The organism is Pantoea trifolii (assembly GCF_024506435.1).
GTDB classification, from domain to species: domain Bacteria; phylum Pseudomonadota; class Gammaproteobacteria; order Enterobacterales; family Enterobacteriaceae; genus Pantoea; species Pantoea trifolii.
In genome coordinates this window covers 4,080,682-4,105,913 of sequence record NZ_JANIET010000001.1, presented here as the reverse complement: position 1 = coordinate 4,105,913, position 25,232 = coordinate 4,080,682, and the positions used below count along the sequence as shown (strand labels likewise).

At 54.1% G+C, this 25,232-nt stretch carries 27 protein-coding genes; 8 read left to right on the top strand and 19 right to left on the bottom strand.

The genetic code is table 11. The features are described 5' to 3' along the window. Positions 1-60: 60 nt before the first annotated feature. The 4 genes from NQH49_RS19130 to NQH49_RS19115 all read right to left on the bottom strand — a co-directional run bounded on the left by NQH49_RS19130 (position 61) and on the right by NQH49_RS19115 (position 4,400). Positions 61-1,203, bottom strand: a complete 1,143-nt coding sequence (locus NQH49_RS19130; protein WP_256698463.1) for an alanine racemase — start codon at positions 1,201-1,203, stop codon at positions 61-63. Between the two features lie 144 nt (positions 1,204-1,347). Beyond that, the gene (locus NQH49_RS19125; protein WP_256697849.1) at positions 1,348-1,950 is read right to left on the bottom strand and encodes a TolC family protein; all 603 of its coding nucleotides are present in this window, start codon (positions 1,948-1,950) and stop codon (positions 1,348-1,350) included. Positions 1,951-2,187: 237 nt separating this feature from the next. Beyond that, the gene (gene lpxP, locus NQH49_RS19120; RefSeq protein WP_008109757.1) at positions 2,188-3,111 is read right to left on the bottom strand and encodes a kdo(2)-lipid IV(A) palmitoleoyltransferase; all 924 of its coding nucleotides are present in this window, start codon (positions 3,109-3,111) and stop codon (positions 2,188-2,190) included. Positions 3,112-3,536: 425 nt separating this feature from the next. After that, complete coding sequence (locus tag NQH49_RS19115; RefSeq protein WP_256697848.1) at positions 3,537-4,400, bottom strand: YicC/YloC family endoribonuclease; 864 nt, start codon at positions 4,398-4,400, stop codon at positions 3,537-3,539. A gap of 156 nt (positions 4,401-4,556) precedes the next feature. On the opposite strand from NQH49_RS19115, the gene NQH49_RS19110 reads away from it, so the two are divergent. Further along, the gene (locus NQH49_RS19110; protein ID WP_256697847.1) at positions 4,557-5,000 is read left to right on the top strand and encodes a DUF3574 domain-containing protein; all 444 of its coding nucleotides are present in this window, start codon (positions 4,557-4,559) and stop codon (positions 4,998-5,000) included. A gap of 31 nt (positions 5,001-5,031) precedes the next feature. On the opposite strand, the gene NQH49_RS19105 is transcribed toward NQH49_RS19110, so the two are convergent. Beyond that, positions 5,032-6,216, bottom strand: a complete 1,185-nt coding sequence (locus tag NQH49_RS19105; RefSeq protein ID WP_256697846.1) for a NupC/NupG family nucleoside CNT transporter — start codon at positions 6,214-6,216, stop codon at positions 5,032-5,034. A 144-nt stretch (positions 6,217-6,360) separates the two neighbouring features. Here NQH49_RS19105 and rph point away from each other — a divergent pair, with 144 nt between their 5' ends. Together rph and pyrE are read left to right on the top strand one after the other, a co-directional pair. Then, the gene (rph, locus tag NQH49_RS19100) at positions 6,361-7,077 is read left to right on the top strand and encodes a ribonuclease PH (RefSeq protein WP_061720334.1); all 717 of its coding nucleotides are present in this window, start codon (positions 6,361-6,363) and stop codon (positions 7,075-7,077) included. Positions 7,078-7,126: 49 nt separating this feature from the next. Next, a complete protein-coding gene (gene pyrE, locus NQH49_RS19095; protein ID WP_008109749.1) occupies positions 7,127-7,768 on the top strand; it encodes an orotate phosphoribosyltransferase in 642 nt (213 codons plus the stop codon). 41 nt (positions 7,769-7,809) lie between these two features. Here the strand turns inward: pyrE and slmA are convergent, their stop codons facing one another. From slmA to coaBC, 3 genes are all read right to left on the bottom strand, one after another. After that, entirely contained in the window at positions 7,810-8,406 is a 597-nt protein-coding gene (gene slmA / locus NQH49_RS19090; protein ID WP_007885293.1) for a nucleoid occlusion factor SlmA, read from the bottom strand. A gap of 116 nt (positions 8,407-8,522) precedes the next feature. Then, on the bottom strand, positions 8,523-8,981 hold the full coding sequence (dut, locus tag NQH49_RS19085; RefSeq protein ID WP_008109745.1) for a dUTP diphosphatase: 459 nt from the start codon (positions 8,979-8,981) through the stop codon (positions 8,523-8,525). Further along, entirely contained in the window at positions 8,959-10,179 is a 1,221-nt protein-coding gene (gene coaBC, locus NQH49_RS19080) for a bifunctional phosphopantothenoylcysteine decarboxylase/phosphopantothenate--cysteine ligase CoaBC (protein WP_256697845.1), read from the bottom strand. The genes dut and coaBC overlap by 23 nt, the downstream gene beginning before the upstream one ends. 185 nt (positions 10,180-10,364) lie before the next feature. On the opposite strand from coaBC, the gene radC reads away from it, so the two are divergent. The 4 genes from radC (at position 10,365) to mutM (ending at position 12,559) form a co-directional block, all read left to right on the top strand. Further along, positions 10,365-11,021, top strand: coding sequence for a RadC family protein (gene radC, locus NQH49_RS19075; RefSeq protein ID WP_256697844.1), 657 nt, complete (start codon positions 10,365-10,367; stop codon positions 11,019-11,021). Positions 11,022-11,264: 243 nt separating this feature from the next. Continuing rightward, positions 11,265-11,501: a 50S ribosomal protein L28 gene (rpmB, locus tag NQH49_RS19070; RefSeq protein WP_007885297.1), complete on the top strand. Its 237-nt coding sequence runs from the start codon at positions 11,265-11,267 to the stop codon at positions 11,499-11,501. Between the two features lie 11 nt (positions 11,502-11,512). Further along, positions 11,513-11,680, top strand: a complete 168-nt coding sequence (rpmG, locus tag NQH49_RS19065; protein WP_001051798.1) for a 50S ribosomal protein L33 — start codon at positions 11,513-11,515, stop codon at positions 11,678-11,680. A gap of 69 nt (positions 11,681-11,749) precedes the next feature. Then, positions 11,750-12,559, top strand: coding sequence for a bifunctional DNA-formamidopyrimidine glycosylase/DNA-(apurinic or apyrimidinic site) lyase (gene mutM / locus NQH49_RS19060; protein WP_256697843.1), 810 nt, complete (start codon positions 11,750-11,752; stop codon positions 12,557-12,559). Between the two features lies 1 nt (position 12,560). Here mutM and coaD read toward each other — a convergent pair whose 3' ends face one another. The 8 genes from coaD to NQH49_RS19020 form a co-directional block, all read right to left on the bottom strand. Further along, positions 12,561-13,046 carry a pantetheine-phosphate adenylyltransferase gene (gene coaD, locus NQH49_RS19055; RefSeq protein ID WP_256697841.1) on the bottom strand — a complete coding sequence of 162 codons (486 nt, stop codon included), beginning with the start codon at positions 13,044-13,046 and terminating at the stop codon, positions 12,561-12,563. Continuing rightward, positions 13,043-13,819 (bottom strand): glycosyltransferase family 2 protein, encoded by a 777-nt coding sequence (locus NQH49_RS19050; RefSeq protein ID WP_256697840.1) that lies wholly within the window; start codon positions 13,817-13,819, stop codon positions 13,043-13,045. The genes coaD and NQH49_RS19050 overlap by 4 nt, the downstream gene beginning before the upstream one ends. A 3-nt stretch (positions 13,820-13,822) precedes the next feature. After that, positions 13,823-15,097: a lipid IV(A) 3-deoxy-D-manno-octulosonic acid transferase gene (waaA, locus tag NQH49_RS19045; RefSeq protein ID WP_256697838.1), complete on the bottom strand. Its 1,275-nt coding sequence runs from the start codon at positions 15,095-15,097 to the stop codon at positions 13,823-13,825. An 85-nt stretch (positions 15,098-15,182) separates the two neighbouring features. Then, on the bottom strand, positions 15,183-16,316 hold the full coding sequence (locus NQH49_RS19040) for a glycosyltransferase family 4 protein (RefSeq protein ID WP_256697836.1): 1,134 nt from the start codon (positions 16,314-16,316) through the stop codon (positions 15,183-15,185). Then, the gene (gene rfaQ / locus NQH49_RS19035) at positions 16,309-17,385 is read right to left on the bottom strand and encodes a putative lipopolysaccharide heptosyltransferase III (protein ID WP_256697835.1); all 1,077 of its coding nucleotides are present in this window, start codon (positions 17,383-17,385) and stop codon (positions 16,309-16,311) included. The genes NQH49_RS19040 and rfaQ overlap by 8 nt, the downstream gene beginning before the upstream one ends. 73 nt (positions 17,386-17,458) lie before the next feature. Further along, positions 17,459-18,460, bottom strand: coding sequence for a glycosyltransferase (locus NQH49_RS19030; protein ID WP_256697834.1), 1,002 nt, complete (start codon positions 18,458-18,460; stop codon positions 17,459-17,461). Beyond that, on the bottom strand, positions 18,457-19,566 hold the full coding sequence (locus NQH49_RS19025; protein ID WP_256697833.1) for a glycosyltransferase family 9 protein: 1,110 nt from the start codon (positions 19,564-19,566) through the stop codon (positions 18,457-18,459). The genes NQH49_RS19030 and NQH49_RS19025 overlap by 4 nt, the downstream gene beginning before the upstream one ends. A 42-nt stretch (positions 19,567-19,608) precedes the next feature. Then, a complete protein-coding gene (locus NQH49_RS19020; protein ID WP_256698462.1) occupies positions 19,609-20,733 on the bottom strand; it encodes a glycosyltransferase in 1,125 nt (374 codons plus the stop codon). 319 nt (positions 20,734-21,052) lie between these two features. Here NQH49_RS19020 and NQH49_RS19015 point away from each other — a divergent pair, with 319 nt between their 5' ends. Beyond that, positions 21,053-22,021, top strand: coding sequence for a polysaccharide deacetylase family protein (locus NQH49_RS19015; protein ID WP_256697832.1), 969 nt, complete (start codon positions 21,053-21,055; stop codon positions 22,019-22,021). Between the two features lie 15 nt (positions 22,022-22,036). Here the strand turns inward: NQH49_RS19015 and rfaC are convergent, their stop codons facing one another. From rfaC to rfaD, 3 genes are read right to left on the bottom strand one after another with little or no spacing between them, the layout of a single operon-like run. Next, positions 22,037-23,005, bottom strand: a complete 969-nt coding sequence (gene rfaC / locus NQH49_RS19010) for a lipopolysaccharide heptosyltransferase RfaC (protein ID WP_256697831.1) — start codon at positions 23,003-23,005, stop codon at positions 22,037-22,039. 2 nt (positions 23,006-23,007) lie between these two features. Next, positions 23,008-24,051 carry an ADP-heptose--LPS heptosyltransferase RfaF gene (rfaF, locus tag NQH49_RS19005; RefSeq protein WP_256697830.1) on the bottom strand — a complete coding sequence of 348 codons (1,044 nt, stop codon included), beginning with the start codon at positions 24,049-24,051 and terminating at the stop codon, positions 23,008-23,010. Between the two features lie 17 nt (positions 24,052-24,068). Next, positions 24,069-25,001, bottom strand: a complete 933-nt coding sequence (rfaD, locus tag NQH49_RS19000; RefSeq protein WP_008109718.1) for an ADP-glyceromanno-heptose 6-epimerase — start codon at positions 24,999-25,001, stop codon at positions 24,069-24,071. Positions 25,002-25,232: the final 231 nt, after the last annotated feature.

Genomic DNA, 25,232 nt, shown 5'->3' with positions numbered 1-25,232 from the left:
CTGCAAACGGCCCGGTCATGGAAGTGTGGGACAGCAGCGGTTTCCGTGAAAACGCTGTAATCAGATAAACTTGCCGCGCCCCTGAATGTCCTGCTCTTCACCCGCACCATCAGCATGGCGCAGCACGAAGCGATCGGACTGCGCAACCACTGCGCAGCTATGGTTAGGGAAAATGCGCAGTAGCGTACCAACGGCTGGCGCCTGCTCGGCGTATTGCAGGAAACCATGCTCTTCCGACAGCTTCAACACTTCAAAGTGATTGCCATGCTCATCCACGGCGATACCAAATCCGCTGGCATTGGTGCCGTGCGGGCCTTTGTCTGAGCTAAGCATTTTGGAACCGGCATCGATAATGGCGAAGTGCGGATTGACGGCCACCACGCGCGTCACCACGCTCAGCGCCAATGCATCTGGCGTGCAGAGACCCAAACGCCATGCGGTGAGATCGAGCAACGCATAGTTGCCTGGACGGATTTCATCGCTGCCCTGCGCGACGGGCGCTGCCAATGCCGTTGGCGTTGAACCGACCGAAATCGGGCAGTGCGCAAAACCGGCTGCAATCAGGCGCTGTTGAAGATCCTGCATGAGTGCGATTTCCTGCAGGGCAACTTCTGTAATCGCTGCGGCGTTGCCCGCGCCATAAGCGTGACCAGCATGTGAAACCAGCCCAGCAAAAGTAAGGCCCGCATCCTGAATCTGCTGCGCCAGCGTAATGGCAGTATCGCTGTGCGGATCAACGCCGATGCGGTGCAATCCCACATCCACCTTAATGGCTAACGCCAGCAGACAATCGGGCTGGCGCTGATGTGCAGCTGCTATGGCCGCTACACCATTAGCGCTATCAGCAATGCAGGTAATGCGCGCCTGATGTTGTGCGGCCACCGCTAACAGCTCTTTCAGCGTCCCGGCATGCACAATCGGGTAAGCCAGCAGCAGATCGCGTTCGCCACCCAGAATAAAAGCGATGCCTTCACTCGGTTTAGATACGGTAATACCACGCGCGCCGAGCATGCGCTGCTGCTCAGCAATCCAGACACTTTTATGGGTTTTGATGTGAGGGCGCAGCGCGACGCCAGCGGCATCGGCTTTTTGCTGCATCTGTTGCAGGTTACGCTGCAGGCGAGCGGCGTCAATTTCGAGGTAAGGCGTTAGTCGGTCGGCAATCAGAGGCCGCAACCAGCCAGCCTCAATATTCTGTTCCATCATAATAGTCCGCAGGTGATTACACAGTGCGGACTATGATTCATCAATGCTCGTCAGAATGCCAGCCGGCAAAATTTGCACATTCATGGCGACCTTTTCAAACTTGAGAGCTGCCGCTCTGGAATCCGCCGCCCAAATCCTCAATCAACACCACCGCAAGATTGATCTGTTGAGCCCGGAAGTGAGTCCGGCGCTAACATGTTGCTGCTGAATGTTGGCGATACCCGCAGCCCGCTCGAGATTCTGCTGTGCCAGTTCGGCATTATTCCAGGCGGGATTAAGGTTGTTCCATGCTCGCGTCACGTTCGCAGCCAACGTTAACTGGCTAGCCTGACGATCCAACTCGCTGGCGCGTGCTTGCCCCAACGCGGCTTCAGCGGCATCTTTTTTGCCGCCCCACAAATCAAAGGTGTAGCTCAATCCAACGCTAGCGGTGCGCAGCGTGCTGTAGCTTTTGCCCTCCAGCAGAGGATCATCCACTTTTGCCACGCGCGAGCGCGTAATACCGGCATTGAGATCGACATCAGGATAGCGCTCAGCATCGGCGGCAATCACCTGCGCATTGGCTTTATCTGCCAGCGTGTTGACCACCGGTAAATCCGGGCTGGAAGCCATTGCCTCATAAATCAGCTGATTGAGTTGAGCATCGTCAAAGCTTTGCCACCATTCACTTTTCGGCCAATTCGCGGCGCTGAAATGTGCATCTTTCAGGGATTGATTGGCTTGCAGCGCATTGGCATCAAGCAAGGTGTTTTTGGTGTGTAAGCCGTGTGAATTGGCACAACTGGCCAGCAGCGCAGTGGCAACGGTCAGCGCGAAAAATTTGCAATGAAAGTGCTATGTCATGGCTCTGGTCAAAGAGAGGAGGAGGCGACCATTACAAGAGGCAGGGCAGATTTTGACAAACCTGTTTTTCGTTAAGAATGGTTGTTAAATGTGAGTAGAGAAAATGAGCAGCAGGCGAAAACCCGCTGCATCAAGAGATTAGATATAAAGAGACGCTTCACCCGGCGGGCGGGTTTTAAAGCGGCGGTGCAGCCACAGGTATTGATCGGGTGCGCGCAGAATTTCTTTCTCGATGACGCGATTCATATAAGCAGCGGCAGCGGCCTCATCTTCATACGGATAATTTTCCAGTTCTGGCTGAATGATCAGCTGATAACCACTTTTATCCTGATTGCGAATCAGCACGATGGTTAGCATCGCCGGTTTCGCCAGACGAGAAAGCACAAAGGTGCCGTTGGTAGTCGCCGCTTGTTTAACCGCAAACAGCGGGGCAAACACGCTGCCTTTCGGGCCGTAATCCTGATCCGGTGCGAACCACACCGCTTCGCCTTTTTTCAGCGCCTGCACCATGCCGCGCAAATCGCGGCGGTCAATCATCGCCTTATTTGAACGCATGCGACCTTTGGTTTGTGCCCACTCCATCGCCTGATTATTGTGCGGACGGTACATCGCCATCATTGGCTGGCATAAACCGGTAATGCGGCCGCCCAACTCCAGCGACATAAAGTGCACACCGATTACCATCACACCGCGCTGATGGCTCTGGGCGTGCTGCAAATTTTCGAGACCGCTGACTTTGAAGTAGCGACGTACGCGTGCATCGGACCAGAACCAGGCAATGCCGGTTTCTGCCAGCGCCATTCCCAGAGATTCGAAGTTGCCGGCGATCATCGCTTCTTTCTTCTCTTCATCAATATTGGGGAAGCACAGCTCGATATTACGGCGGGTGATGCGTTCGCGACGCTTGAGGAAGTGACGTGACAATTTGCCAGCGCCAGCGCCAAGCCGGATCAGAATAGGGTAAGGAAGTTGCACCAGCAGCCACAGCACACCTAGCCCAAACCAGGTAAACCAATAGCGGGGATGCAGAAGTTTGGAACGGAACTGCCTGGATTTCGTCATAACGCCTTCATGTCGGGAGAAAATGTATCGCACTAAGAAGAGGGTCCATGAGTTCCTGGCGGTACAACTGTTCTAATTACGACCAGTAGATTAACAAATAGTGCCGTCAAAGAAACGCGATCTCCACAATCTTTAAGATTAAAGGAAATCATTGATGAGGCGACTATTAGCAGGTTAATGGCGATCAAAATGATTTTATTGTTTACTTACAGAGGGTTAATTACAGGGGGTATTTTGGTTTGCTGCCTATTTTCGCTCGCTTAACATCACTTTAGAAATGTTTTTTTATCATTGCTGACAATTCACTAACGCTAGCGGCGGAAAACATACGCTATCCGGGTGTGGATGATTCTCTACCAGAGCGATTCTGCTATCAATCGATGAAGTAGCAAAGCCCGCGGCAATGCGGGCTTTGTGGAAGCTAACTATTCGATGTTCTGAATCTGCTCACGCATCTGCTCAATCAGCACTTTCAGCTCAATCGCTGATGTGGTGATCTCAGCGTTAATCGATTTCGAAGCCAGCGTGTTCGACTCGCGGTTGAACTCCTGCATCATAAAGTCGAGGCGGCGGCCAACGGCTTCTTTCTTTTTCAGGATGTTGTAGGTCTCTTTGACGTGCGCATCCAGACGATCCAGCTCTTCCGAAACATCGGTGCGCTGCGCCATCATTACCAGTTCCTGCTCGAGGCGATTATTTTCCAGCTGCACTTCGGCTTCTTCCAGCTTGGTCACCAGACGCTCGCGCTGCCATTTGATCACTTCTGGCATCTGCGCGCGCACTTTGCTGACCTGGTGCGATACGCCTTCCAGACGCTGTTCAATCATCGCTTTCAGCGCGGTACCTTCGCTTTCACGCGCTTCGATAAAGTCATCCAATGCGCCATCCAGCGCCACCAGCAGCTCAGCATTAATAGCGTCGAGATCCTGTTCTTGCGCGGACATTACGCCCGGCCAGCGCAGAATATCCAGCGGATTAATCGCGCCTTCATCACTCTGCATCTTCACCCAGTTGGCGGCCTGCACCAGCTGCTTGGCCAGCGATTCATTCAGCTGCAGTTCGCCTTGCGCGCTGGCATCGGCGTCATAACGCAGGTTGCACTCGATTTTACCGCGCGTCAGACGATTGCGGATGCGCTCGCGGATTACTGGCTCCAGACCACGAAATTGCTCCGGCAGACGGATATAGGTTTCCAGATAGCGCTGGTTAACCGAACGGATTTCCCAGGCGGCGCTGCCCCAGTGGCCTTTGGCTTCGCGGCGGGCGTAAGCGGTCATACTGCGGATCATAGTCGTCTTCTCTTTTTCAGAAATGTTGGGTGAAGTATAGCGAGGCAGCCTCGACGCTAACAGGCATAAGCGCACTTAAGCTTGAATAACAAAAAATTACCCCTTTTGCTGACAGACACTTATGCTTAGCGCTGGTTCGCTTAAAAGGATGAAGTGATGTTCCGCTCTCTGGCTCTTCCTGCTTTATTAACCTTACTGCTCGCGGGCTGTCAGGCACCGTCGACCACAACGCAACAGATTCCGCCCAACACTACGCCGGTCGCGGTATGCGGTTCGGGTGACGTGATGATGCAAACCACGCTGTGGTTTGGCATGAACAAACCGAAAGGTGGCATTGTCAGCAGCAGCGAATGGCAGCAGTTTGTTGATAACGATGTGACGCCGCGTTTCAAAGACGGTTTATCGGTATATGACGCAAAAGGGCAGTGGCTGGGCGAGAACGGCAAGCTGGCGCGGGAAAACAGCAAAGCGCTGATGCTGATTCACAATCCGGATGTGGCGAGTTCTGAGAGCATCAATAAGCTGCGTGACGTGTATAAAAAGCGCTTTGAGCAGGAATCGGTGATGCGGGTTGATTCACTGGTGTGCGTGGCGTTTTAAAAAATGGCGGCCATGCAGCCGCCATGTGTTATCAGATAAACAGTCCGGCGAACGCGGCCGAGAGCAAACTCACCAGCGTGGAGCCATACACCAGCTTCCAGCCAAAGCGTGAAACCACATTGCCCTGTTTCTCGTTCAGGCCTTTAATCGCACCGGCAACGATGCCGATCGAGGCGAAGTTAGCGAACGAAACCAGGAACACCGACAGAATCCCCAGTCCGCGCGGCGTCATCTCAGCCGCCACTTTCTTCAGCTCGATCATCGCGACAAATTCATTTGCCACCAGTTTGGTGGCCATAATACTCGCTGCCTGCAAGGCATCAGTGGACGGAATGCCTACCAGCCACGCAAATGGATAGAAAACGTAGCCGAGCAGCTGCTGGAAGCTGTAGCCAAATAGCGCCGCGAACAGCGCATTGATCGCCGCGATCAGCGCGATAAAACCAATTAGCATCGCCATGATGATCATCGCCACTTTAAAACCGGCGAGAATATATTCGCCCAGCATCTCAAAAAAGCTCTGATCTTCGTGCAGCTTATCCAGCGCAATCTGCTCTTCGTTTTCCGGGCGGGTTGGATTGATGATCGAGAGGATAATAAAGGTGCTGAACATATTGAGCAGCAGCGCCGCAACCACATATTTGGCATCAATCATCGACATATATGCGCCAACAATCGACAGCGAAACCGTCGACATCGCCGTCGCCGCCATGGTGTACATACGCGGCGCAGAGATATCGGCGAGAATGCCTTTATAAGCGATGAAGTTCTCCGATTGGCCGAGAATCAAGGTGCTGACAGCGTTAAACGACTCCAGCTTGCCCATGCCATTCACTTTCGACAACAGAGTGCCAACCGCGCGAATCAGCAGCGGCAGAATGCGCCAGTGCTGCAAAATGCCGATCAGTGCGGAAATAAACACAATCGGGCAGAGCACGCCGAGGAAAATAAAGGCTAATCCCTGATCCGCCATATTACCGAAGACAAAGTTGGTCCCTTGCGCGGCGTAGGTTAATAAGGTCTCAAAGAAGCCGCCCACCGCAGAGACCACCGATTGGCCGCCCGCCGAGTGCAGGAAGAACCAGCCCAGCGCGGCTTCAACAATCAGCAGCTGAATAATAAAGCGGAGACGAATGCGTTTGCGGTCGTGGCTGACCAACAGCGCAAGGGCAAAGATCACCACCAGCGCCAGCAGGAAATGGAGTATCGCGATCATCATTTATCTTTTTTAGGGAGGAAACGCGCATTTAGCCACAGCCACCACAGAATTTCATCCAGGATTGTGGCGATCGCGGGCAGGACAGCCGCAGCCGAAGTCCGTATAATGCGCAGCCAAACCTAAGCAAGCCGGAGAGAAACCATGCGTCCAGCAGGCCGTAGTGCATCTGAAACACGTCCCGTCACACTCACTCGTCACTACACCAAACATGCAGAAGGTTCTGTGCTCGTTGAGTTCGGCGAAACCAAAGTGCTGTGCACCGCAACCGTCGAAGAGAGCGTGCCGCGTTTCCTCAAAGGCAAAGGTCAAGGCTGGATTACCGCAGAATATGGCATGTTGCCGCGTTCTACCCACAGCCGCATGGCGCGTGAAGCGGCCAAAGGCAAACAGGGCGGCCGTACGCTGGAGATTCAGCGTCTGATCGCCCGTTCACTGCGCGCGGCAGTGGATTTGGAAGCGCTGGGTGAATTCACCATCACGCTGGATTGCGACGTGATTCAGGCCGATGGCGGCACGCGTACCGCATCCATTACCGGTGCCTGCGTGGCGCTGGCCGATGCGTTGAATGCGCTGGTGGCTGCTGGCAAGCTGAAAGCCAGCCCGCTGAAAGGCATGGTGGCGGCGATTTCTGTGGGCATCGTCGGCGGTGAAGCGTTATGCGATCTGGAATATGTGGAAGATTCCGCCGCAGAAACTGACATGAACGTGGTGATGACCGAAGACGGTCGCATGATTGAAGTGCAAGGCACCGCAGAAGGTGAACCCTTCAGCCACGACGAGTTACTGCAGCTGCTGGCGCTGGCGCGAGGCGGCATTGAGCAGTTGATTCAGGCGCAGAAAGCGGCGCTAACTAATTGATGTAACAGGCGACCATAGAGTCGCCTTTTCTTTATTTGAGGAGTGAGAAATGAAAGCCTGGCAGCGTCAGTTTATTGAATTCGCCCTGAACAAAGGGGTGCTGAAGTTTGGTGAGTTCACCCTGAAATCGGGACGTAAAAGCCCCTATTTCTTCAATGCCGGTCTGTTTAATACTGGTCGCGATTTAGCGCTGTTAGGCCGCTTTTACGCACAGGCGTTGGTCGACGGCGGTGTTGATTTCGACCTGTTGTTTGGCCCGGCGTATAAAGGCATCCCGATTGCTACCACTACTGCGGTAGCGCTGGCCGATCATCATGAGCGTGATGTGCCTTACTGCTTTAACCGCAAAGAAGCCAAAGATCACGGCGAAGGCGGTTTGCTGGTCGGCAGCCCGCTGCAAGGCAAAGTGATGCTGGTGGATGATGTGATCACCGCCGGCACCGCGATTCGTGAATCAATGGATATCATCAGTGCGCATAACGCGACGTTAGCGGGCGTGTTGATTTCGCTGGATCGTCAGGAACGCGGCCGCAGCGATATTTCGGCGATTCAGGAAGTGGAACGCGACTATAAATGCAAAGTCACCGCAATCATTACGCTGGCTGAGCTGATTGATTATCTGGAAGAGAAACCGGAGATGGCTGATCATCTGGCGAAAGTGCGCGCGTATCGCAAAGAGTATGGGATTTAATTATTCGGTAATGAGGTCGGCATAAATGCCGACCTGGTCTTTTAAACCAACTGCGCAGCCATCAGCGGCCAGCGGCTATCGAAATCTGCGGTCGGACGAAAACGAAACTCCGAGCGCACATAGCGCGACAACAGCCCTTCACAAAACGCCAGCAACTGGCTCGCCAGCAGCGTTTCGTCGTTCTGGAAACCTTCACCATCACGCATTTTCTTCTCGCGCATCACCTGACGCAGCTGTACTTCAATCCGTTCGAACAGCTGGTTGATACGCCCTTGCAGGCGATCCTGTTCAAACATCAGCGCGTGGCCGGTCAAAATACGCGTCAGCCCCGGATTACGCTCACCAAATCCCAGAATCAGCTGCACGATTAAACGCAGTCGCGTCAGCGTCTCTTTTTCATCTTTAAGGATCAGATTGATGCGGGTAATCAGACTGTCTTCAATAAACTCGATAAGGCTGTCAAACATACGCGTTTTGCTGGGAAAGTGGCGATAGAGCGCCGCTTCCGATACGCCGACATTGGCGGCCAGCTTCGCAGTGGTGATGCGCTGACTGCCATCGCCCGACTCCAGCATTTGTGCCAGCGCCTGCAAAATCTCTTCGCGACGATTCCGTTTCGCGACTTTTTTTTCTGCCATGACCTTCAACACCCCTGAAATTCACCAAAAACAGGCAATACTGCCTCATCTGCCACAGACATAGCGGCCTGTGGCGACAAGAAATAAAAAGATGGCTAAGCGAAAAGTGTCGCGTGTTACTGACGGCCTGAGTGACCGAAGCCGCCTGCGCCGCGATCGCTGGTGTCAAAATCTTCCACCAGGTTAAATTCGGCCTGCACGACCGGCACGAAGACCAGCTGTGCCAAACGGTCGCCTGGCTGCAGCGTGAAGCTATCCTGACCACGGTTCCAGACGGAAACCATCAGTTGGCCCTGATAATCGGAATCGATTAAGCCGACCAGGTTGCCCAGCACGATGCCATGTTTATGGCCAAGACCGGAGCGCGGCAGAATCACGGCTGCCAGACCTGGATCGCCAATGTGGATCGCCAGGCCGGTGGGAACCAGCGTGGTCATGCCTGGTGCGATTTCCAGTGCATCATCCAGGCAGGCGCGTAAATCGAGACCTGCGGAGCCAGAGGTTGCATAAGTCGGCAGCGGGAATTCGTTGCCCACACGTGCATCAAGAATTTTAACGTCGATTTTTTTCATCATAACGGCTGACAATCTCATCTATTAATTGTTGGCCAAGGAGCGTCTTATCACTGAGCGGTAAGACTTTTTCTCCTTCCTGCCAAAAAAGGTGAAGAGCATTGGTGTCGCTATTGAAGCCCTGACCCGCCTGCGCCACATCGTTGGCACAAATCAGATCCAGGTTTTTTCGCACCCGTTTTTGCCGCGCGTATTCTTCCACATTCTGGGTTTCGGCAGCAAATCCCACAACGTAAGGGCGATTTTTCTGCAGCGCCGCCACGCCTGCGACAATATCGGGGTTCTTCACCAACTGCAGCGTGACGCTATCGTCGCCACCCTGTTTTTTGATTTTCTCTGCGGCAATGTTAGCCGCCCGGTAGTCTGCCACGGCTGCGCTGGCAATGAAAATATGTTGTTGCTGGATTTGCGCCATCACCGCTGCTTCCATCTCCAGCGCGCTGTCGACGTCCAAGCGTTGCACGCCAGCTGGTGTTGGCAGCGCCACCGGACCGGCAACGAGCGTCACCTTTGCACCGCGTTTTGCTGCCGCAGCCGCAATCGCAAAGCCCATCTTACCCGAGCTGTGATTGCTGATATAACGCACCGGGTCCAGCGCTTCACGTGTTGGACCGGCGGTGATCATAATGTTGAGATGTTGCAGATCGTTGACGGGCGCAGCCCATTCCAGCGCGTGCGCCACAATTGCCAGCGGGTCGAGCATGCGGCCCGGACCCATATCGCCGCACGCCTGGCTACCGCTGTCGGGTCCCCAAATCAACACGCCGCGCTGATGCAGACGTTGCATGTTCTCTTGTGTGATCGCCGCGCGGTACATCTGCTGATTCATGGCCGGGACGATGGCAACGGGCGCGGCGCTTGCCAGACACGCGGTGGTGACCAAATCATTCGCCATACCGGCCGTCATGCGGGCAATCAGATCGGCGGTTGCCGGCGCCAGCACAATCAAATCGGCCCATTTTGCCAATTCAATATGGCCCATCGCCGCTTCCGCCGCCGGGTCGAGCAAATCATCAAATACCGGATAACCGGAAACCGCCTGCAGGCTCAGCGGGGTAATAAAAGCTTTGGCCGCTTCGGTCATCATTACGCGCACATCCGCACCGCGATCGCGCAGCCGACGCACCAGCTCCGGCGCTTTATACGCAGCGATGCCGCCGCTCACACCCAGCAGAATTTTCTTTCCGGCTAATCCCGTCATGTTGTTCGCCTCAAAGCAGATTGCCGCGTCAGGGGCGGCAGATGCAGGCAACTTTATCACAAAATCCGCAACGCGCCTTTTCGCTGCCTGCGGCCTTTGCGAGCCGGCTCTGAAATCGTTCAATGCGTGCTGGCGCTGAATGTGGCTGACGCGCAGAATCGCCGCAACGCAGGGAGAAGATGGTCATGACGGAACTGGCACCACGGGAAAAACTGATGTTAATGGGCGCCGAAGTGCTAAGTGATGCTGAGCTGCTGGCGATTTTTTTGCGCACCGGTATTAGCGGCACCAGCGTGCTGCTGCTGGCACATCAGATGTTGAACGAGTTCGGTTCGCTCTATCGCATTATGACGGCCAGCAAAGAGGAGCTCGGGCAGATTAAAGGGGTGGGCAGCGCCAAAATGACGCAGCTGTATGCCATAGCTGAACTGGGAAGGCGGTTTTTTGCCAGCCAGCTGGCGCGTGAGAATGTGATGGAGAATCCACAGGTGACGCGCCATTACCTGCAAAGCGTGCTGGCGCATCAGGAGCGCGAAGTGTTTATGGCGCTGTTCCTTGATAACCAGCACCGCGTGTTGCAGGCGCAAAAGATGTTCTCCGGCACGATTGCCAGCGTGGAAGTTCATCCGCGCGAAATCGTGCGCGAAGCGCTGAAACTCAACGCGGCAGCGGTGATTCTGGCGCACAATCACCCGTCGGGCATCGCTGAACCCAGCCGCGCCGATCGCGAAATTACCGGAAAAGTAGGACAAGCCTGCGCGCTGCTCAATATCCGCTTACTTGATCATTTGGTGATCGGTCACGGCGAGTTTACCTCTTTCGCCGAGCGCGGTTGGTTGTAATTCATCGATTCAACTGAACAGAAATAGGGCATTTTTGCGCGATCCAGAGGGATCTTTATCTGTTCGGGACTTGAGCACTTGGGCTGAGCGGCGTATACTACGCCACCTTTGAGAATCTCGGGTTTGGCGTTTGGGCCAGCTTAGCGGGTTCACATGGAACTCGCCTGGGCGGGCTCAGGCCTGACGAGGCGGCCAAAACCTAGTTTTTAAAGCTCGAGCTGATTTGATTTTTGGAGAATAGAAATGTCACGAGTCTGCCAGGTAACTGGAAAGCGTCCGGTAACGGGTAACAACCGTTCCCACGCAATGAACGCGACGAAACGCCGTTTCCTGCCGAACCTGCACTCTCACCGTTTCTGGGTTGAGAGCGAAAAGCGCTTCGTTACTCTGCGTGTATCTGCTAAAGGTATGCGTGTTATTGATAAAAAGGGCATCGATACGGTTCTGACCGAAATCCGCGCCCGTGGTGAGAAGTACTAAGGAACTGAATCATGGCTAAAGGTATTCGTGAGAAGATCAAGCTGGTTTCCTCTGCTGGTACAGGTCACTTCTATACCACCACGAAGAACAAGCGTACTAAACCAGAGAAATTAGAACTGAAAAAGTTCGATCCGGTTGTACGTCAGCACGTGATCTACAAAGAAGCTAAAATTAAGTAATTTTAGTGTTCTGTGAAAAACCCGGCTTCGGCCGGGTTTTTTGTTTCTGCGATTCGTTTAGGAGATGAGATGCCTGAATTACCTGAGGTAGAAACCAGTCGTCGCGGTATCGAACCCCATATGGTGGGTGCCACGATTCTGCATGCAGTGGTGCGCAATCCACGTTTGCGCTGGCCGGTCTCGCATGAAATCCACGCGCTGAGCGATCAACCCGTATTGAGCGTGCAGCGTCGCGCTAAGTATCTGCTGCTCGAACTGCCGCATGGCTGGATTATCATTCACCTCGGCATGTCCGGCAGCCTGCGTGTGCTTCCCGGCGAACAACCGGCCGCTAAACATGACCACGTCGATTTGGTGATGAGCAACGGCAAAGTGCTGCGCTACACCGATCCACGTCGCTTTGGCGCCTGGCTGTGGAGCAGTGACCTTGCAGGCAGCAGCGTGCTGGCGCATCTCGGTCCGGAACCGCTCAGCAACGAATTTGATGGCGCTTATCTGTTTGAAAAGTCGCGCGGCAAACGCACCGTGATTAAACAGTGGCTGATGGATAACAAAGTGGTGGTGGGCGTCGGCAACATCTACGCCAGCGAATCGCTGTTTACCGCCGGGATCTTGCCCGATCGTTCGGCGATGAGTTTGAGTCAGGAAGAGGCGGAACTGCTGGTTAACACCATCAAAGCGGTGTTGCTACGCTCGATTGAGCAGGGCGGCACCACGCTGCGTGATTTCCTGCAAACTGACGGTAAGCCGGGCTACTTTGCGCAAGAGCTGCAGGTTTACGGTCGCACCGGTGAACCTTGTCGCGCCTGCGGTACGCCGATTGTCAGCGGCAAGCATGGCCAGCGCAGCACCTTCTGGTGTCCACGCTGCCAGCACTGAGTTAAGGCTGTGCCAGCCGCGCCAGTAACGCCTTGTGCACCACGGCAGGCAGAAATGCCTGCACGTCACCGGCGTGGCGCGCCACTTCTTTGACCAGCGAAGAAGAGACGAACGAGAAACCTTCTGACGGCATCAGAAACACGCTTTCCAGCGTGGGCAACAGATGGCGATTCATCTGCGCCAGCTGCAGCTCATATTCGAAATCCGATACCGCACGCAATCCACGCACCAGCACATTGGCATTCTGCGCTTGGGCAAAGTTCGCCATCAGGTCGCTAAACCCAATCACTTCGACATTCGGCAGATGTGTCGTCACCTGACGCGCCATATCTACGCGCTCATCCAGAGTGAACAGCGGCTTTTTACTCGGGCTGGCGGCAATCGCCACGACGATGCGGTCAAACATCTTCGCTGCTCGCGTCACAATATCCAGATGACCCAAAGTAAAGGGATCAAAGGTGCCGGGATAAATCGCTTTGGTACTCATACGCGACCTTGTGTTGAGGTGTGATGCAGCGCCCAGAGCGCCGAGTATTTGTTGAAAGTGTATTGCGCGTTAACCACCGCCAGGATCCAGCCCTGTTTGCCATCAAGAAAACCGGCGCGCAGCAGTAGCGTTTTAACGAACGCGCCGAGCGTGTGGCTAAAGATCGAGAACAAGCCGCAGCGTTTGCCGCGCTGGAAACGCTCATTTGCCCAGGCTTCGGCATAGTTCATCTGCTTACGCTGAAACGCAATCAGGTCGCGGCAGGTGAGATGTTGCAGATCGCCCGCCAGCTTCACTACCGGCGCACCTTGCGTCTCCAGTGATTCGTGTACCAGATTGTCGTTGTAATTGAGCTTGCGCGGATAAAGACGCATGACGCGGTCGGGATACCAGCCGCTGTGGCGCATAAAGCGGCCGAGAAAAAGATTGCTGCGACCAAGGCTGTAAACGTTGTCCGATGCGGGCTGCGCGAGAACCTGCTCGATAGCGCGACGCAGTTCTGGCGTCACACGCTCGTCGGCATCGATCATCAAAATCATCTCGCCTCGCGCATGGGCCTGCGCGCGCTGGCGCTGCTTGCCGAATCCCTGCCAGCCTTCAGCCTGGAACACCTGCGCGCCCTGTTCGCGAGCAATCTGCACCGTGTTATCGCTGCTGCCGGAATCCAGCACCACAATCTCATCCGCCCAATTGACAGAAGCCAGCGCCTCCGGCAGCAGTTCAGCTTCGTTTTTGGCGATCATCACCACGGAGAGACGTTGACGTTGCGACATGAATTAGTGAGCTCGCGGTGGTAAGTGAGGTTCGAGTAACTGTAGCAGACGCTGTAATGCGCCCTGATTTTGATGCAGCACGTCCACAGCATGGCGGCCGTAATAGCGGCGATAATCGTCATCCTGCAGCAGGTTAGCGACCTCTTTCTGCAGCGATACCACGTCAGTGACGGTAATCAGCCCTTCGGCTTGCTGCAGCTTGGCGCAGATATCTTTGAAGTTCCAGATATGCGGGCCCATCAACACCGGAATGGCATGTGCTGCCGGTTCCAGCGGGTTGTGACCGCCGCGCTCAACCAGGCTACCGCCCACAAAGGCGAGATCGGCGATGCCGTACAGCATCATCAACTCGCCCATGGTGTCGCCAATCACCACTTGCGTGGAGCTTGAAGGAATTTCGCCGCTGCTGCGTAAGGTAAAGCTGAAGCCACGTTTTTGCGTCAGGTCGCAGGCATCTTTGAAACGTTCCGGATGGCGCGGCACCAAAATCAGCAGCAGATTGGGGAACTGTTGCAGCAGGCGGCGATGCGCATCGAGCACAATCGCTTCTTCGCCTTCGTGGGTGCTGGTGGCGATCCACACCGGACGACGCGATGCCCACTGACGACGCAGCGTGACCGCTTTTGCCGCCAGCTCTGGCGTCACGGAAATATCAAATTTGAGGCTGCCGGTAACGGTGAGATGCGAACGCTTCAGGCCAAGGCTGAGGAAACGGTCGCCATCTTCGGCGTTTTGCGCGGCAATCAGCGTGATACGTTGCAGCAAGTCGCGCATAAAGCCGCCGAGCTTTTTGTAGCCTTTGGCCGAGCGCTCAGACAGGCGCGCGTTGGCAATCACCAGCGGAATCTTCCGCTGATGAAGAATACGAATGATGTTTGGCCACAGCTCGGTTTCCATGATGATTACCAGGCGTGGATCGACGGTATCAAGGAAACGGTTGATGGAACCTGGCAGATCGTACGGCAGGTAAACGTGGTGCACATCTTTGCCAAACGCTGACTGCGCACGTTCGGAGCCGGTCGGCGTCATGGTGGTGACGGTGATCGGTAGCGTCGGATAGCGGTGACGCAGCGCGCGCACCAGCGGCACCGCCGCCAGCGTCTCGCCGACGGAAACCGAGTGCAACACAATGCCATGCGGCAGCACTTTTCCAGTGCAATAGCCGTAGCGTTCTGCCCAACGTTTACGATAGGCCGGTGCTTTTCGACCGCGCAGCCACAGGCGCAGCCAGATGAGTGGCTGAATCAGATAGAGCAAGGCTGTGTATAGAGTCGTCATAGTTACCGTTACGACAGAATCGCGTCAAAAAACAGAGGAAAGGCGGCATGTTATCAGAAATTAACCGCCTGCTCATACCCCTTCGTCAGCGGGTCTGCAGCACTTGCTGATACAGCGAGGTCAGCGCTTGCGCCAGCCGCTGCGGGCCATAAGGTTCAATTCTGCGACGTGCGGCTTCGCCCATGGCAGAATTGTGTGAAAGCGCCGGTGTTGCTTTTACGGCTTCGTTTAACGCGTTGATATCTAATGCATCGCAGACAAAACCTTCCTGGCCCGCAGTGATAAACTCCGCGCCGCCGCAGCCGGTGCTGGTGATCACTGCCAGACCGCAGGCCATCGCTTCCAGCACCACATTCGGGAAGGGATCATAAAGCGTGGGCAGCAGCAGCGCATCGGCTGCATGGTAGAACGGTTGCACGTCCTGCTGTACGCCAACAAAGCGTAAGCGGTCGAGGCAATTGAGCTGGTTTGCCAGCTGCTGATAGCGCGACAACTGCTTATCCTGGCCGACCACCACCAGATAACGATCGCTTTTCGCCACCGCTTCAATCGCCGCCTTCAATCCTTTGCGCTCAAAGCCCGAGCCTACGTAAATCATTACCGTGGCATCTTGCGGCAGTTTGAGCTGCTGGCGTGCCGCATGGCGCAGTGCTTCGCTGGCTGGCTGGAAGCGTTGGCTATCAATAGCGTTATGAATCACATGGATCTTGCTGGCATCAAGCGTGAAGTGCCGCAAAATATCCTGCTTCACCATCTCTGAATTACAGATCACTGCTTGCAATGACGGCGCGTTGAACATGTCGGCTTCCGCCTGCAACACATAACGATGATAAGGGCTGAGGCGGGCACTTAAGCGCTGCCACGGCGACACGATGCGCGCGCGCTGCTCCAGCCAAACGCGATGCACGCCATCACCGGCACGAAAGATATCGCAACCGGCGATGCGTTCGTGGCTCTGCACAATATCGAACTTCTCGCGTTCCCAACATTCACGTGCGGCACGCGCAAAACCGCGCTCGCGCGAGATGCGACCAAATTTCGCCGGATTACAAATGTGCAGATGCCAGGCTGGATTCGGCGTGCCCTGCCAGCTGCGGGTGATGATATTGAGATCGAGCTGCTCGCTATCCAGCGCTTCCAGCGCACGCGAGATAAAACGTTCTGCGCCGCCGTCTGGGCGGTATTTCTGCCGGACGATCGCCAGGCGTAACTTACTCATGCAAAAAACTCCGGGCGGCAGCCACCACATCCTCAACGGGAATGGCAGAAAGATAGCGCTGTTGCGTGTTGGTATCGATGGCGTCTGGCGAGGGCAGCGGACCATAATCGCCGGCCCAAATCATGCGGTTGTGATCGCCCCATGGACGCCAGTGTTGCAGCTTGGTGGGGCCAAACAGCGCCAAACAAGGCGTTTCCAGCGCGGCGGCCATATGCATCGGCGCAGAGTCCACACCGATAAACAGCTGCGCCGCATCGATCAGCGCCGCCAGCTGCGGCAAGGATAATTCACCGGCCAGCGACACCACGTTATGGCTATGGCACAGCGACTGTATATTGGCGATCATCGCCATTTCTTTCTGGTCCGGCGCCGCAGTCAGCACCACGGTGCGGCCTTCGGCGACCAGCGCATCGATCAGCTGTGCGACTTTTTCATCTTCCCAGCATTTGAACAGCCAGCGTGAGGTGGGTTGCACCACCACAAATGGCATTTTCACCGCGTGCTGCGCCAGCACATCCTGCACTTTCCGTTGATCGGCTACGCTGAAATGCATTGAGGCTTTTGCGCCAGCGGCACTGATGCCCAGCGGCTTCAGCGCCGCCATATTCTGTTCGACCGTATGCAGCTGATGATGATCAGCCGTGCTGACCAGCTGATTGTGCATCCAGCGCCATAAGGCATTATCACGTTTGCGGAAGGCAAACCCAATGCGCACCGGCGCGCCAGAGAAACCGGTTATGATGGCACTGCGCCACTGATCGGCAAGGTTAATCACAAGGTCATAATGGCAAGCACGCACCGCTGAAAGCAGCGCCATTTCATGTCGGAATTTCCGCCAGCCGCCTTCCTTCTTCCAGTTGCGATCGATGATGTGTAACTGGCGAATGGCCGGATGCGCTTCCAGCATTGGACGGGTTTCTTTATACAGCAGGACGTCAATGTTGGCCTGCGGATAGCGCTGGCGAAGCGCGTTAATCGCGGGCGTGGTCAGCAGCATATCGCCGTGATGGCGCAGCTTGATCAGCAGAATATTTTTCGGTGCATAGTGGTCTGGAATCGGGCTTGCCATACTCAAATGATCTCAGAATTCAGTCAGCTGATTGTAGGGCAAACCCCAAAGGCGTGAAAGCCAGACGCGGCGCTTATTTCTTGCGCCAGCGATATATCCGGCTCAGCCACAGCAGCAGTTGATACCATTGCTGAATACCGCGCGCATTACGCAGCATGCGCTTATGGGTTTGCGTGGCAAACAGATCGGCAATCATCGCCTGACGCGCGCTCTCTTCCGGCTCGCGTCGAATACAGTGGCAGACGCTAAGCGCCTCGTGCGTGATCTGGTAGTGAAACGCCGGATAGATGTTCACTTTGTGGCGATAGCGTGCGTTGATCTCTTCCAATAATTGCGCAATTTTCAGGTAATGACGCTGATATTCGACGTTGCGCTGGCCGGTGCGTTTGCGATTACTGATTGAGGCATCATGCATGTAATAACGGTAAAGCACCCGATCGGTGTAGCGAACGCGTTGGGCATTAAGCATGAACTCAGTCGTCCATGGAATGTCCTGATGATGCAGGCCAGGTTCAAAGTAAAGTTTGAGCCGTTCAATCAAGTCACGGCGGTAAATGCCCAGCCAAACCACATGCATATAGCGATGCGTTTTAAGTGCTTTATTGAGCCACTCAGGGCCGCCGAGCACTTCGGTGCTGGTAAGGCGATCGAGAGGAATCAGTGGCTTCACTTGCTGGCTGGCTTTGAAATACCATTCTGCGTTGCACTGCGCAGCATCGAGATTGTCGTGTTCTGCTATCTCAACCAGCGTTTGATACATTGCCGGATCCATGGTGTCGTCGGCATCTGGAAAGGAAACGTACTTACCGCGCGCTACCGCTAAGCCGGCATTGCGCGCGCGCGATACGCCACCGTTGGCCTGGTGGATCACTCGCACATGTGGGTGCTGCTGCGCGTAGGCGTCGGCACGTTCGCCCGAACCGTCGGTGGAACCATCATCGACAATGATGATTTCCAGCGAGGTAAGAGTTTGCGCCAGCAACGACTGCATGCAGGCGGCAAAATCATTGCCCGCATTGAACATGGGAATAATGAGGCTGAGTAACGGGGATGATCTTTCAGGCTGCATGGTCATGCTGTTTTACTGTTCTTCCGTCGCGCTAGGCGTTGCTGCTGCCTGGCGCTGATAAAATCATGAATATCGTTTAGCTTCCGCTGATCAAGTTCAAACAGCTGTTCAGCGGGATGCATAAATTTGTACTGTGCGTCGAAAACAAAAGATGAGGGCGCAATATGATTTGGCCCAATCAACAACACATCGCCCAGCGGGCGCTGCTCTTCAACGCAACATGGGCCATAAATCAAAATGATCGGCACCTGCTGCGCATCGGCGATATAGACATTGCCGGAATCTGACGCGATATAGAAATCCATTTCACCGATAGCCGCTGGCACGTCTTCTAATGGCACCTTGCCAACCAGGCTGATGAGGTTCTCGCGCGCGCCGACAACTTTATACAGCTCCTGCAAGCGTGATTGTTCATTCGGTGCGCCAAAGGCATAAAACTGGCAAGGCAGATCGCTCAAGTGGTTAAAAAGTCGCTGCCAAATTATCGGTGGGATCGTTTTTGCCTGATTACCTGCGGTAATACTGATGCCAATGCGAATGCCATCATGCTGGAATATTTCATCCGGCAGCGAGTTGGGTTGCCAAAGTGGTTGTGTGGCATGCTTAGGATAACTCTCTTTAGTGAACGAGCGATCGGCGAGTTTCAGGTAATTTTCCAGCGTCAGGGTATTTTTTTCATGTTCGACCACGCCGCTTGCAGTGAGGTAAAACAAACCCTGATAACTTTTGCGGCGATAACTTGAAAGAAACTGTTTGTTGCTGGCATTACAGCAAGCGGCAATAAACAGATTGAGATTGGTGGGATGCAATAGATAGATGTTGTCGTAGCGGTTGAGTATCTGCCACACCAACTTCATTTTTTTGACTAAGCCTGAACGATGCTCTTCGATATACCAGATGTTTTCCAGCGTGTTATCGCGCGTGGCAAGAGCGGCAACGCTATTGCTCAATAGCGCATCGCTTTTTCCCAGATGGGTTAATAGCGGGGTGATATTAACGAAATCACCGATCTTGGCTGTTTGAATAACCAGATTTTTACCGGTTCGGCTGTGGAAGATTTTCATCACCCATTTGACCGGTAAAAAAAGTAAAAAGAGAATTACATACGTCAACGATCTATCCCCATGATACGGCCACACCGACATGGGGACCTATTAACCTGAAACGTGCTGAGTGCCTGAAAATAGAGGTACTTCCATTTCTGCCAGTTGCAAATACTGCTGACAAATAATCTTGAGACTATAAATGCTTAAGTCCAGATCTTGCAACTCAGGCGGATCGGCATAAATCTCGCGCATTCTCTGCGCGAGTGAATCAGCATTCAAATCCGCTAGACCGCGCGCCAGGTCGCCGGTCATAATGGCCGACGGCGCGCCGGGGCAGCGAGTACTTACCACGGATGTGCCGCAGCTCAAGGCTTCAACCAGTACATTGCCGAATCCTTCGCTGTCTGAACTCACCACTAACAGCCGAGCGTGGCGAATCCACGGGTAAGGATTTTTATGAAAACCTTCAAAGCGCACACGTTCTGCGATGCCTAAATCAGTGGCTTGCTGGCGTAATCTTTCCGTGATTTTTTCGCTCCCCTGACCCAATAAAACCAGCGGAGCAGTGATGCCACTCTGAGCATAGGCGGCCAGCAAACGATCGTGACGCTTAGTTTCATGGAAGCGTCCGACGTGCAGCACGAAATTGCGTCCTGCAAGTGGGCAAGGTTCTGCAGCCAGTCGGGAAATAAGTTCGAAATCAAATGGGTTAAAGATGACCTGCGCTTTGCTGGGCTTCACGCCGATATTATGAATCACATCATCAATGACGTATTGCGAGACGCCGATAAGCTGCTTGCCGTGGTAAGTATCACGAATTTTCAGCCGCTTAAGCCATAAAGAGAAACCTGATTTTCGAGCAAGATAGGAGGCTGAAAAAACGCCGTGCAGGCAATACCAGGTTTTACTCGCATCCAGCGCACGTGCATAGCGAACAATGCGATCGGTTTTGTGCAGATTAGATAAAACCAAATCGAATTTTCCGTGCAGCGCTTCGCTTTGAAGCACGGCTTCATCTAACAAATGCGCACGACGATGGGTTTCAGTCAGTTTGCGCCACGGACGTGAACTTTTATCAATCACGGTCTGATAATCCACGCCCGCAGGAATGGGGTATTCGCAGACTTTGCGCAAGGAGAAAAGCGACACACGATGTCCCTGACTGATAAAACCCTCAGCCAGTGTCAGCACGACTTTTTCGGCACCGCCGCCCGGCAGGCCATCAATCACCATCAGAATGCGCTTCGACAAATTCTTTTGCTCCTAATCGCCAGCCTGTTTTGTATGACAATGCAGCTATCATCCCCTGATAAAACAGGACTGAATATAAGATAAATCAATTTATTAGGTATGTTTGGCTTCAGATATTGCTTATTGCTCTTAAGATGAACATTCTGCGTATGCGCGTCGATGTGCAGTCTAATTTACTCTAGTTTAACCACACTTATACTGCTAACAACATCTGTGGGAACACGCCAGATGAAATGTTTGCCCTCACTCAAGGGCTTGCGTACCATAGCGATGAGAAAGTGCTCATTTTACCGGATAAGTTATGGATAAGCCTGCGTTTTTAATTACTCTCGATACTGAAGGGGATAATCTTTGGCGCAATCGCAGCGGCAAGGTTACCACGCGAAATGTTCAGTTCCTGCCGCGCTTTCAGGCTTTATGTGAGAAATACGGGTTTAAACCTACCTGGCTAACCAATTACGAAATGGCGAGCGATGCGGCTTATGTTGAATTTGGTCGCGATCTACTGGCGCGCGGGCAAGGTGAAATCGGCATGCATCTTCATGCATGGTATAGCCCGCCGGAATACGCGTTGACCGATGATGACTGGCGCTATCAGCCTTATTTGATTGAATTTCCTGAAAATATTTTGCGCGACAAGGTCGCATACATGACCGATTTGCTGGAAAGCGCTTTTCAGCAGAAGATGACTAGCCATCGAGCCGGACGCTGGGCTTTTGATGAAGTTTACGCCCGAGCATTGATTGACAATGGTTATCTGGTTGATTGCTCCGTCACACCGCGCGTGGATTGGCGTAATTCATCTGGTGCGCCGCAAGGCAAAGGCGGCACCGATTACAGCCGTTTCCCCGATCATGCTTATTACCTTGATGTTCATGACATTTCCCGCGCAGGTAACAGTCCGTTGTTAGAGTTGCCGATGAGCATTCAATACCGCTATGGCACATTCACTAATCAGCTGAAAAAAGTGTGGAATGACGTACGCGGCAAGAAACGTGGTCCCTCTGTCAACTGGCTGCGTCCGGTTGGGGGCAATGTGGCGCAGATGAAGCAGGTGGTTGAGCAAACACTTAGCCAGGGAAACGATTACGTCGAATTCATGCTGCATTCATCAGAATTCATGCCTGATGGCAGCCCCACATTTAAAAATGAAGCTGACATTGAGCGCCTTTATGATGATTTAGAGCAGCTTTTCAGTTGGCTACAATCACGCACTCAGGGTATGACGCTGACGGAATATGCGCTGCAGAAGAGAAACAGCGCTATCTAGTGGAGCGGTATAAATTTATACCGCAATTTCTTTCATCATCGTTGCAACATCTGTGGCTTGAATATCCGCCATGCTGTGTCCTTGCGCAGGGCGCAGCACGTACTGATTCTTACCATAACCACCAATCAACCCCGGATCGGTTGGACCGTAAAGTGTGATATTCGGACGATCCAGCGCCGCCGTAAGGTGACTCAAACCGGTATCCACCGACACCACCGCACGCGCGCCGGCTAACTGCTGCGCTACCTGCTCCAGCGTTAGCTTTGGCAACACCTCAACATGCTCGAAGCCTTCGGCCAAACGTTGTGCGCGTTGGTGTTCATGCTCAGCGCCCCACGGCAACTTCACACGCAAACCTGTTGGCTGCACTAACTCAATCAGCTCACGCCAGTGTGATTCCGGCCAGTGTTTGTTATCACGCGTGGTGGCATGCAGAAACACCAGATAAGGCTGAGCGTTGTCTGGCAGCGTAGAACGGAAATGGCCAGCAATCGCATAATCGCCCTGCGTCGTGGGCTTTTCATAGCCAAGGCTTTTGGCAAACAGCTCGCGCGTACGTTCCACCGCATGCTGTTGCTTGTTGATTTCATGACGTTTGTCATACCACCAACTGGCGAAAGGTTCACGCGCACTGCGGCTGTCCTGACCGTGCTTCTCGCCTTTTGCCAGGCGCGTAACCAGCGCGGCGCTTTTGATCAGGCCTTGCGCATCCAGCACCACATCATACTGACGCGATTGCAGCTCACGCTTAAATTGCACACGCTCTTCACGCTGCTGGCTGCCGAACCAGTGCTTGCGCCAGCGGCGAATCGCCACCGGCAGCACTTTATCGACCGCCGGATGCCAGGCTGGGATTTGAGCGAAGTTCTCTTCAACCACCCAATCAAACCTGATGCCAGGAATCGCCTGCATCGCATCTGTCAGCGCCGGTAAGGTGTGCAGCACGTCTCCCATTGAGGAAGTTTTAACAATTAAAACGTGCATCTTTACTCCTGCACCGGATGCAACAGCGCGCTCAGTTCCTGATGAACGCGCGCTGGCTGAATATCGATCAGGCTCTGGTGATAACCTTGCTCGGCATCACCTTTGCGGACTTTGTGATAGCCGGTGATCAATCGAATAATGCGCGCATGTTGGGACAACGGCGGCGTGAAGTCCGGGCTGCTTGGGCCATACAGCGCCACCAGCGGACGATTCAATGCAGCAGCGATATGCATCAGGCCGGAATCGTTACTGACTACCGCCGCGCAGTTCGCCAGCAGAATCACCGCTTGCTCGAGCTGCGTATCACCTGCCAGATTTTTGCAGTGCGCACGCGCCACTTCAGACAGCGTCTGCACAATGGTGTCGCCGGTTTCGCGATCTTTCGCCGAACCGAACAGCACCACCTGATAACCTTCGCCAATCAGTTGCTCTGCCAGCGCTGCATAATGGTAGTGCGGCCAGCGCTTCGCCGGGCCAAACTCTGCGCCCGGGCAAAAGCCAATCACCGGACGATCGGCCGACAGCGCAAACTGTGCCGCCGTCATCTGCTTTTCATCGTCATCAACACGCAATTGCGGCCACAGCAATGGCTGTGGCAGCTGCTGCGCGGAAGCAACCGGTTTGTCATAGCCGAGCGCCACATAGCGCTCAACCATCAACGGAAAGGCCGCTTTGTCCAGCACGCGCACATCATTCAACACGCCATAGCGCATCTCGCCGCGCCAGCCAGTGCGACGTTTGATCCCGGCGAAAAACGGCACCAGCGCAGATTTGAAGGAGTTCGGCAGTACATAGGCGCGGTCGTAGCCGCTGGCCTGCAGGGTTTTCCCCAAACGACGACGTTCGCCCAGCGCTAATGCGCCATGGCCGAGCGGCATCGCCAGCGCCTGATTCACTTCCGGCATACGCGACAGCAATGGGCGGCACCATGCCGGCGCCATCACGTCGATTACCGCTTCAGGATGCTCAGCCTTGAGCGTGCGATAGAGACTTTGCGACATCATCATATCGCCGACCCATGATGGGCCAATAACCAGAATTTTCATCGCTGCTGCCGATTTCCTTATGCGTTACGGTTCAGCCAGGCCATATATTCGCCCACGCCTTGCGCGACGGTTTTAAACGGCTTGTCGTAACCCGCTGCACGCAGATTGGTGAGGTCGGCTTGGGTAAACGCCTGATAACGGCCTTTCAGCTTGTCCGGGAACGGAATGTATTCAATCTGGCCCTTCTGATGGAAGTTCAGCACCGCATCCGCCACTTCCTGGAAAGATTCAGCGCGCCCGGTACCGCAGTTGTAGATACCGGAAACACCGTTTTCCCAGCACCACAGATTTACCGCCACCACGTCGTCAACATGGATGAAATCGCGGCGGAAATCGTCGCTGCCTTCGAACAGTTTTGGATTTTCACCGTTGCTGATCTGCGTGTTGAGGTGGAACGCGACGCTCGCCATGCCGCCTTTGTGGCCTTCACGCGGGCCATACACGTTGAAGTAACGAAAGCCGCACACCGGCGATTCAGCTTCTGGCAGAATCTGGCGCACATAGTGATCGAACAGCATTTTCGAGTAGCCGTATACGTTCAGCGGCTGCTCGTATTGACGCTCTTCGATGAAGTTCTCGTTGCGGCCGCCGTAAGTGGCCGCAGAAGAGGCGTACAGGAACGGAATTTCACGCTCGAGGCAGAAGTGCAGCAGATCTTTCGAGTACTGATAGTTGTTATCCATCATGTACTTGCCATCCCACTCGGTGGTCGCGGAACACGCACCTTCGTGGAAAACGGCTTCGATGGGGCCGAGATCTTCGCCGGACATGATGTAGCTGAGGAATTCCTCTTTATCCATGTAATCAGCGATGTCGAGATCCGCCAGATTCACGAACTTGGTGCCATCCTTCAGATTATCCACCACCAAAATGTCGGTCAGACCGCGATCGTTCAGCGCTTTAACAATGTTGCTGCCAATCATGCCAGCGCCACCGGTTACGATAATCATATGCTTTGCCTTTAAAGAGTTGGGGGGAAACAGGAGGTTTCACCCACGAATGCCTATCATCATAACATTTCAGCCAGACGCAGGCAGCCAGATGACTCCGTAAGCGCTGCACAAATCCTGTCCGCAGCGTGAACTATGCTGCAAAACCGAGATATTGATGGCTGAAATATCGTCTATTCGCTTTTCGATCAGTAATATGTGCCAAAATTTTGCTATCTGAGGAGCAGAATC

Coding starts and splice junctions, on each gene's coding strand:
- NQH49_RS19130 (WP_256698463.1), bottom strand. CDS start 1,203: ATGGAACAGAATATTGAGGCTGGCTGGTTGCGGCCTCTGATTGCCGAC.
- rfaC (WP_256697831.1), bottom strand. CDS start 23,005: ATGCACGTTTTAATTGTTAAAACTTCCTCAATGGGAGACGTGCTGCAC.
- NQH49_RS19115 (WP_256697848.1), bottom strand. CDS start 4,400: ATGATCCGCAGTATGACCGCTTACGCCCGCCGCGAAGCCAAAGGCCAC.
- rpmG (WP_001051798.1), top strand. CDS start 11,513: ATGGCTAAAGGTATTCGTGAGAAGATCAAGCTGGTTTCCTCTGCTGGT.
- NQH49_RS19020 (WP_256698462.1), bottom strand. CDS start 20,733: ATGGTGATTGATGGCCTGCCGGGCGGCGGTGCCGAAAAAGTCGTGCTG.
- NQH49_RS19015 (WP_256697832.1), top strand. CDS start 21,053: ATGGATAAGCCTGCGTTTTTAATTACTCTCGATACTGAAGGGGATAAT.
- rfaQ (WP_256697835.1), bottom strand. CDS start 17,385: ATGGCAAGCCCGATTCCAGACCACTATGCACCGAAAAATATTCTGCTG.
- slmA (WP_007885293.1), bottom strand. CDS start 8,406: ATGGCAGAAAAAAAAGTCGCGAAACGGAATCGTCGCGAAGAGATTTTG.
- pyrE (WP_008109749.1), top strand. CDS start 7,127: ATGAAAGCCTGGCAGCGTCAGTTTATTGAATTCGCCCTGAACAAAGGG.
- waaA (WP_256697838.1), bottom strand. CDS start 15,097: ATGACGACTCTATACACAGCCTTGCTCTATCTGATTCAGCCACTCATC.
- NQH49_RS19040 (WP_256697836.1), bottom strand. CDS start 16,316: ATGAGTAAGTTACGCCTGGCGATCGTCCGGCAGAAATACCGCCCAGAC.
- lpxP (WP_008109757.1), bottom strand. CDS start 3,111: ATGACGAAATCCAGGCAGTTCCGTTCCAAACTTCTGCATCCCCGCTAT.
- NQH49_RS19105 (WP_256697846.1), bottom strand. CDS start 6,216: ATGATCGCGATACTCCATTTCCTGCTGGCGCTGGTGGTGATCTTTGCC.
- rpmB (WP_007885297.1), top strand. CDS start 11,265: ATGTCACGAGTCTGCCAGGTAACTGGAAAGCGTCCGGTAACGGGTAAC.
- rfaD (WP_008109718.1), bottom strand. CDS start 25,001: ATGATTATCGTAACCGGTGGCGCTGGCATGATTGGCAGCAACATTGTT.
- NQH49_RS19030 (WP_256697834.1), bottom strand. CDS start 18,460: ATGACCATGCAGCCTGAAAGATCATCCCCGTTACTCAGCCTCATTATT.
- mutM (WP_256697843.1), top strand. CDS start 11,750: ATGCCTGAATTACCTGAGGTAGAAACCAGTCGTCGCGGTATCGAACCC.
- NQH49_RS19110 (WP_256697847.1), top strand. CDS start 4,557: ATGTTCCGCTCTCTGGCTCTTCCTGCTTTATTAACCTTACTGCTCGCG.
- rph (WP_061720334.1), top strand. CDS start 6,361: ATGCGTCCAGCAGGCCGTAGTGCATCTGAAACACGTCCCGTCACACTC.
- rfaF (WP_256697830.1), bottom strand. CDS start 24,051: ATGAAAATTCTGGTTATTGGCCCATCATGGGTCGGCGATATGATGATG.
- dut (WP_008109745.1), bottom strand. CDS start 8,981: ATGATGAAAAAAATCGACGTTAAAATTCTTGATGCACGTGTGGGCAAC.
- coaD (WP_256697841.1), bottom strand. CDS start 13,046: ATGAGTACCAAAGCGATTTATCCCGGCACCTTTGATCCCTTTACTTTG.
- radC (WP_256697844.1), top strand. CDS start 10,365: ATGACGGAACTGGCACCACGGGAAAAACTGATGTTAATGGGCGCCGAA.
- NQH49_RS19050 (WP_256697840.1), bottom strand. CDS start 13,819: ATGTCGCAACGTCAACGTCTCTCCGTGGTGATGATCGCCAAAAACGAA.
- coaBC (WP_256697845.1), bottom strand. CDS start 10,179: ATGACGGGATTAGCCGGAAAGAAAATTCTGCTGGGTGTGAGCGGCGGC.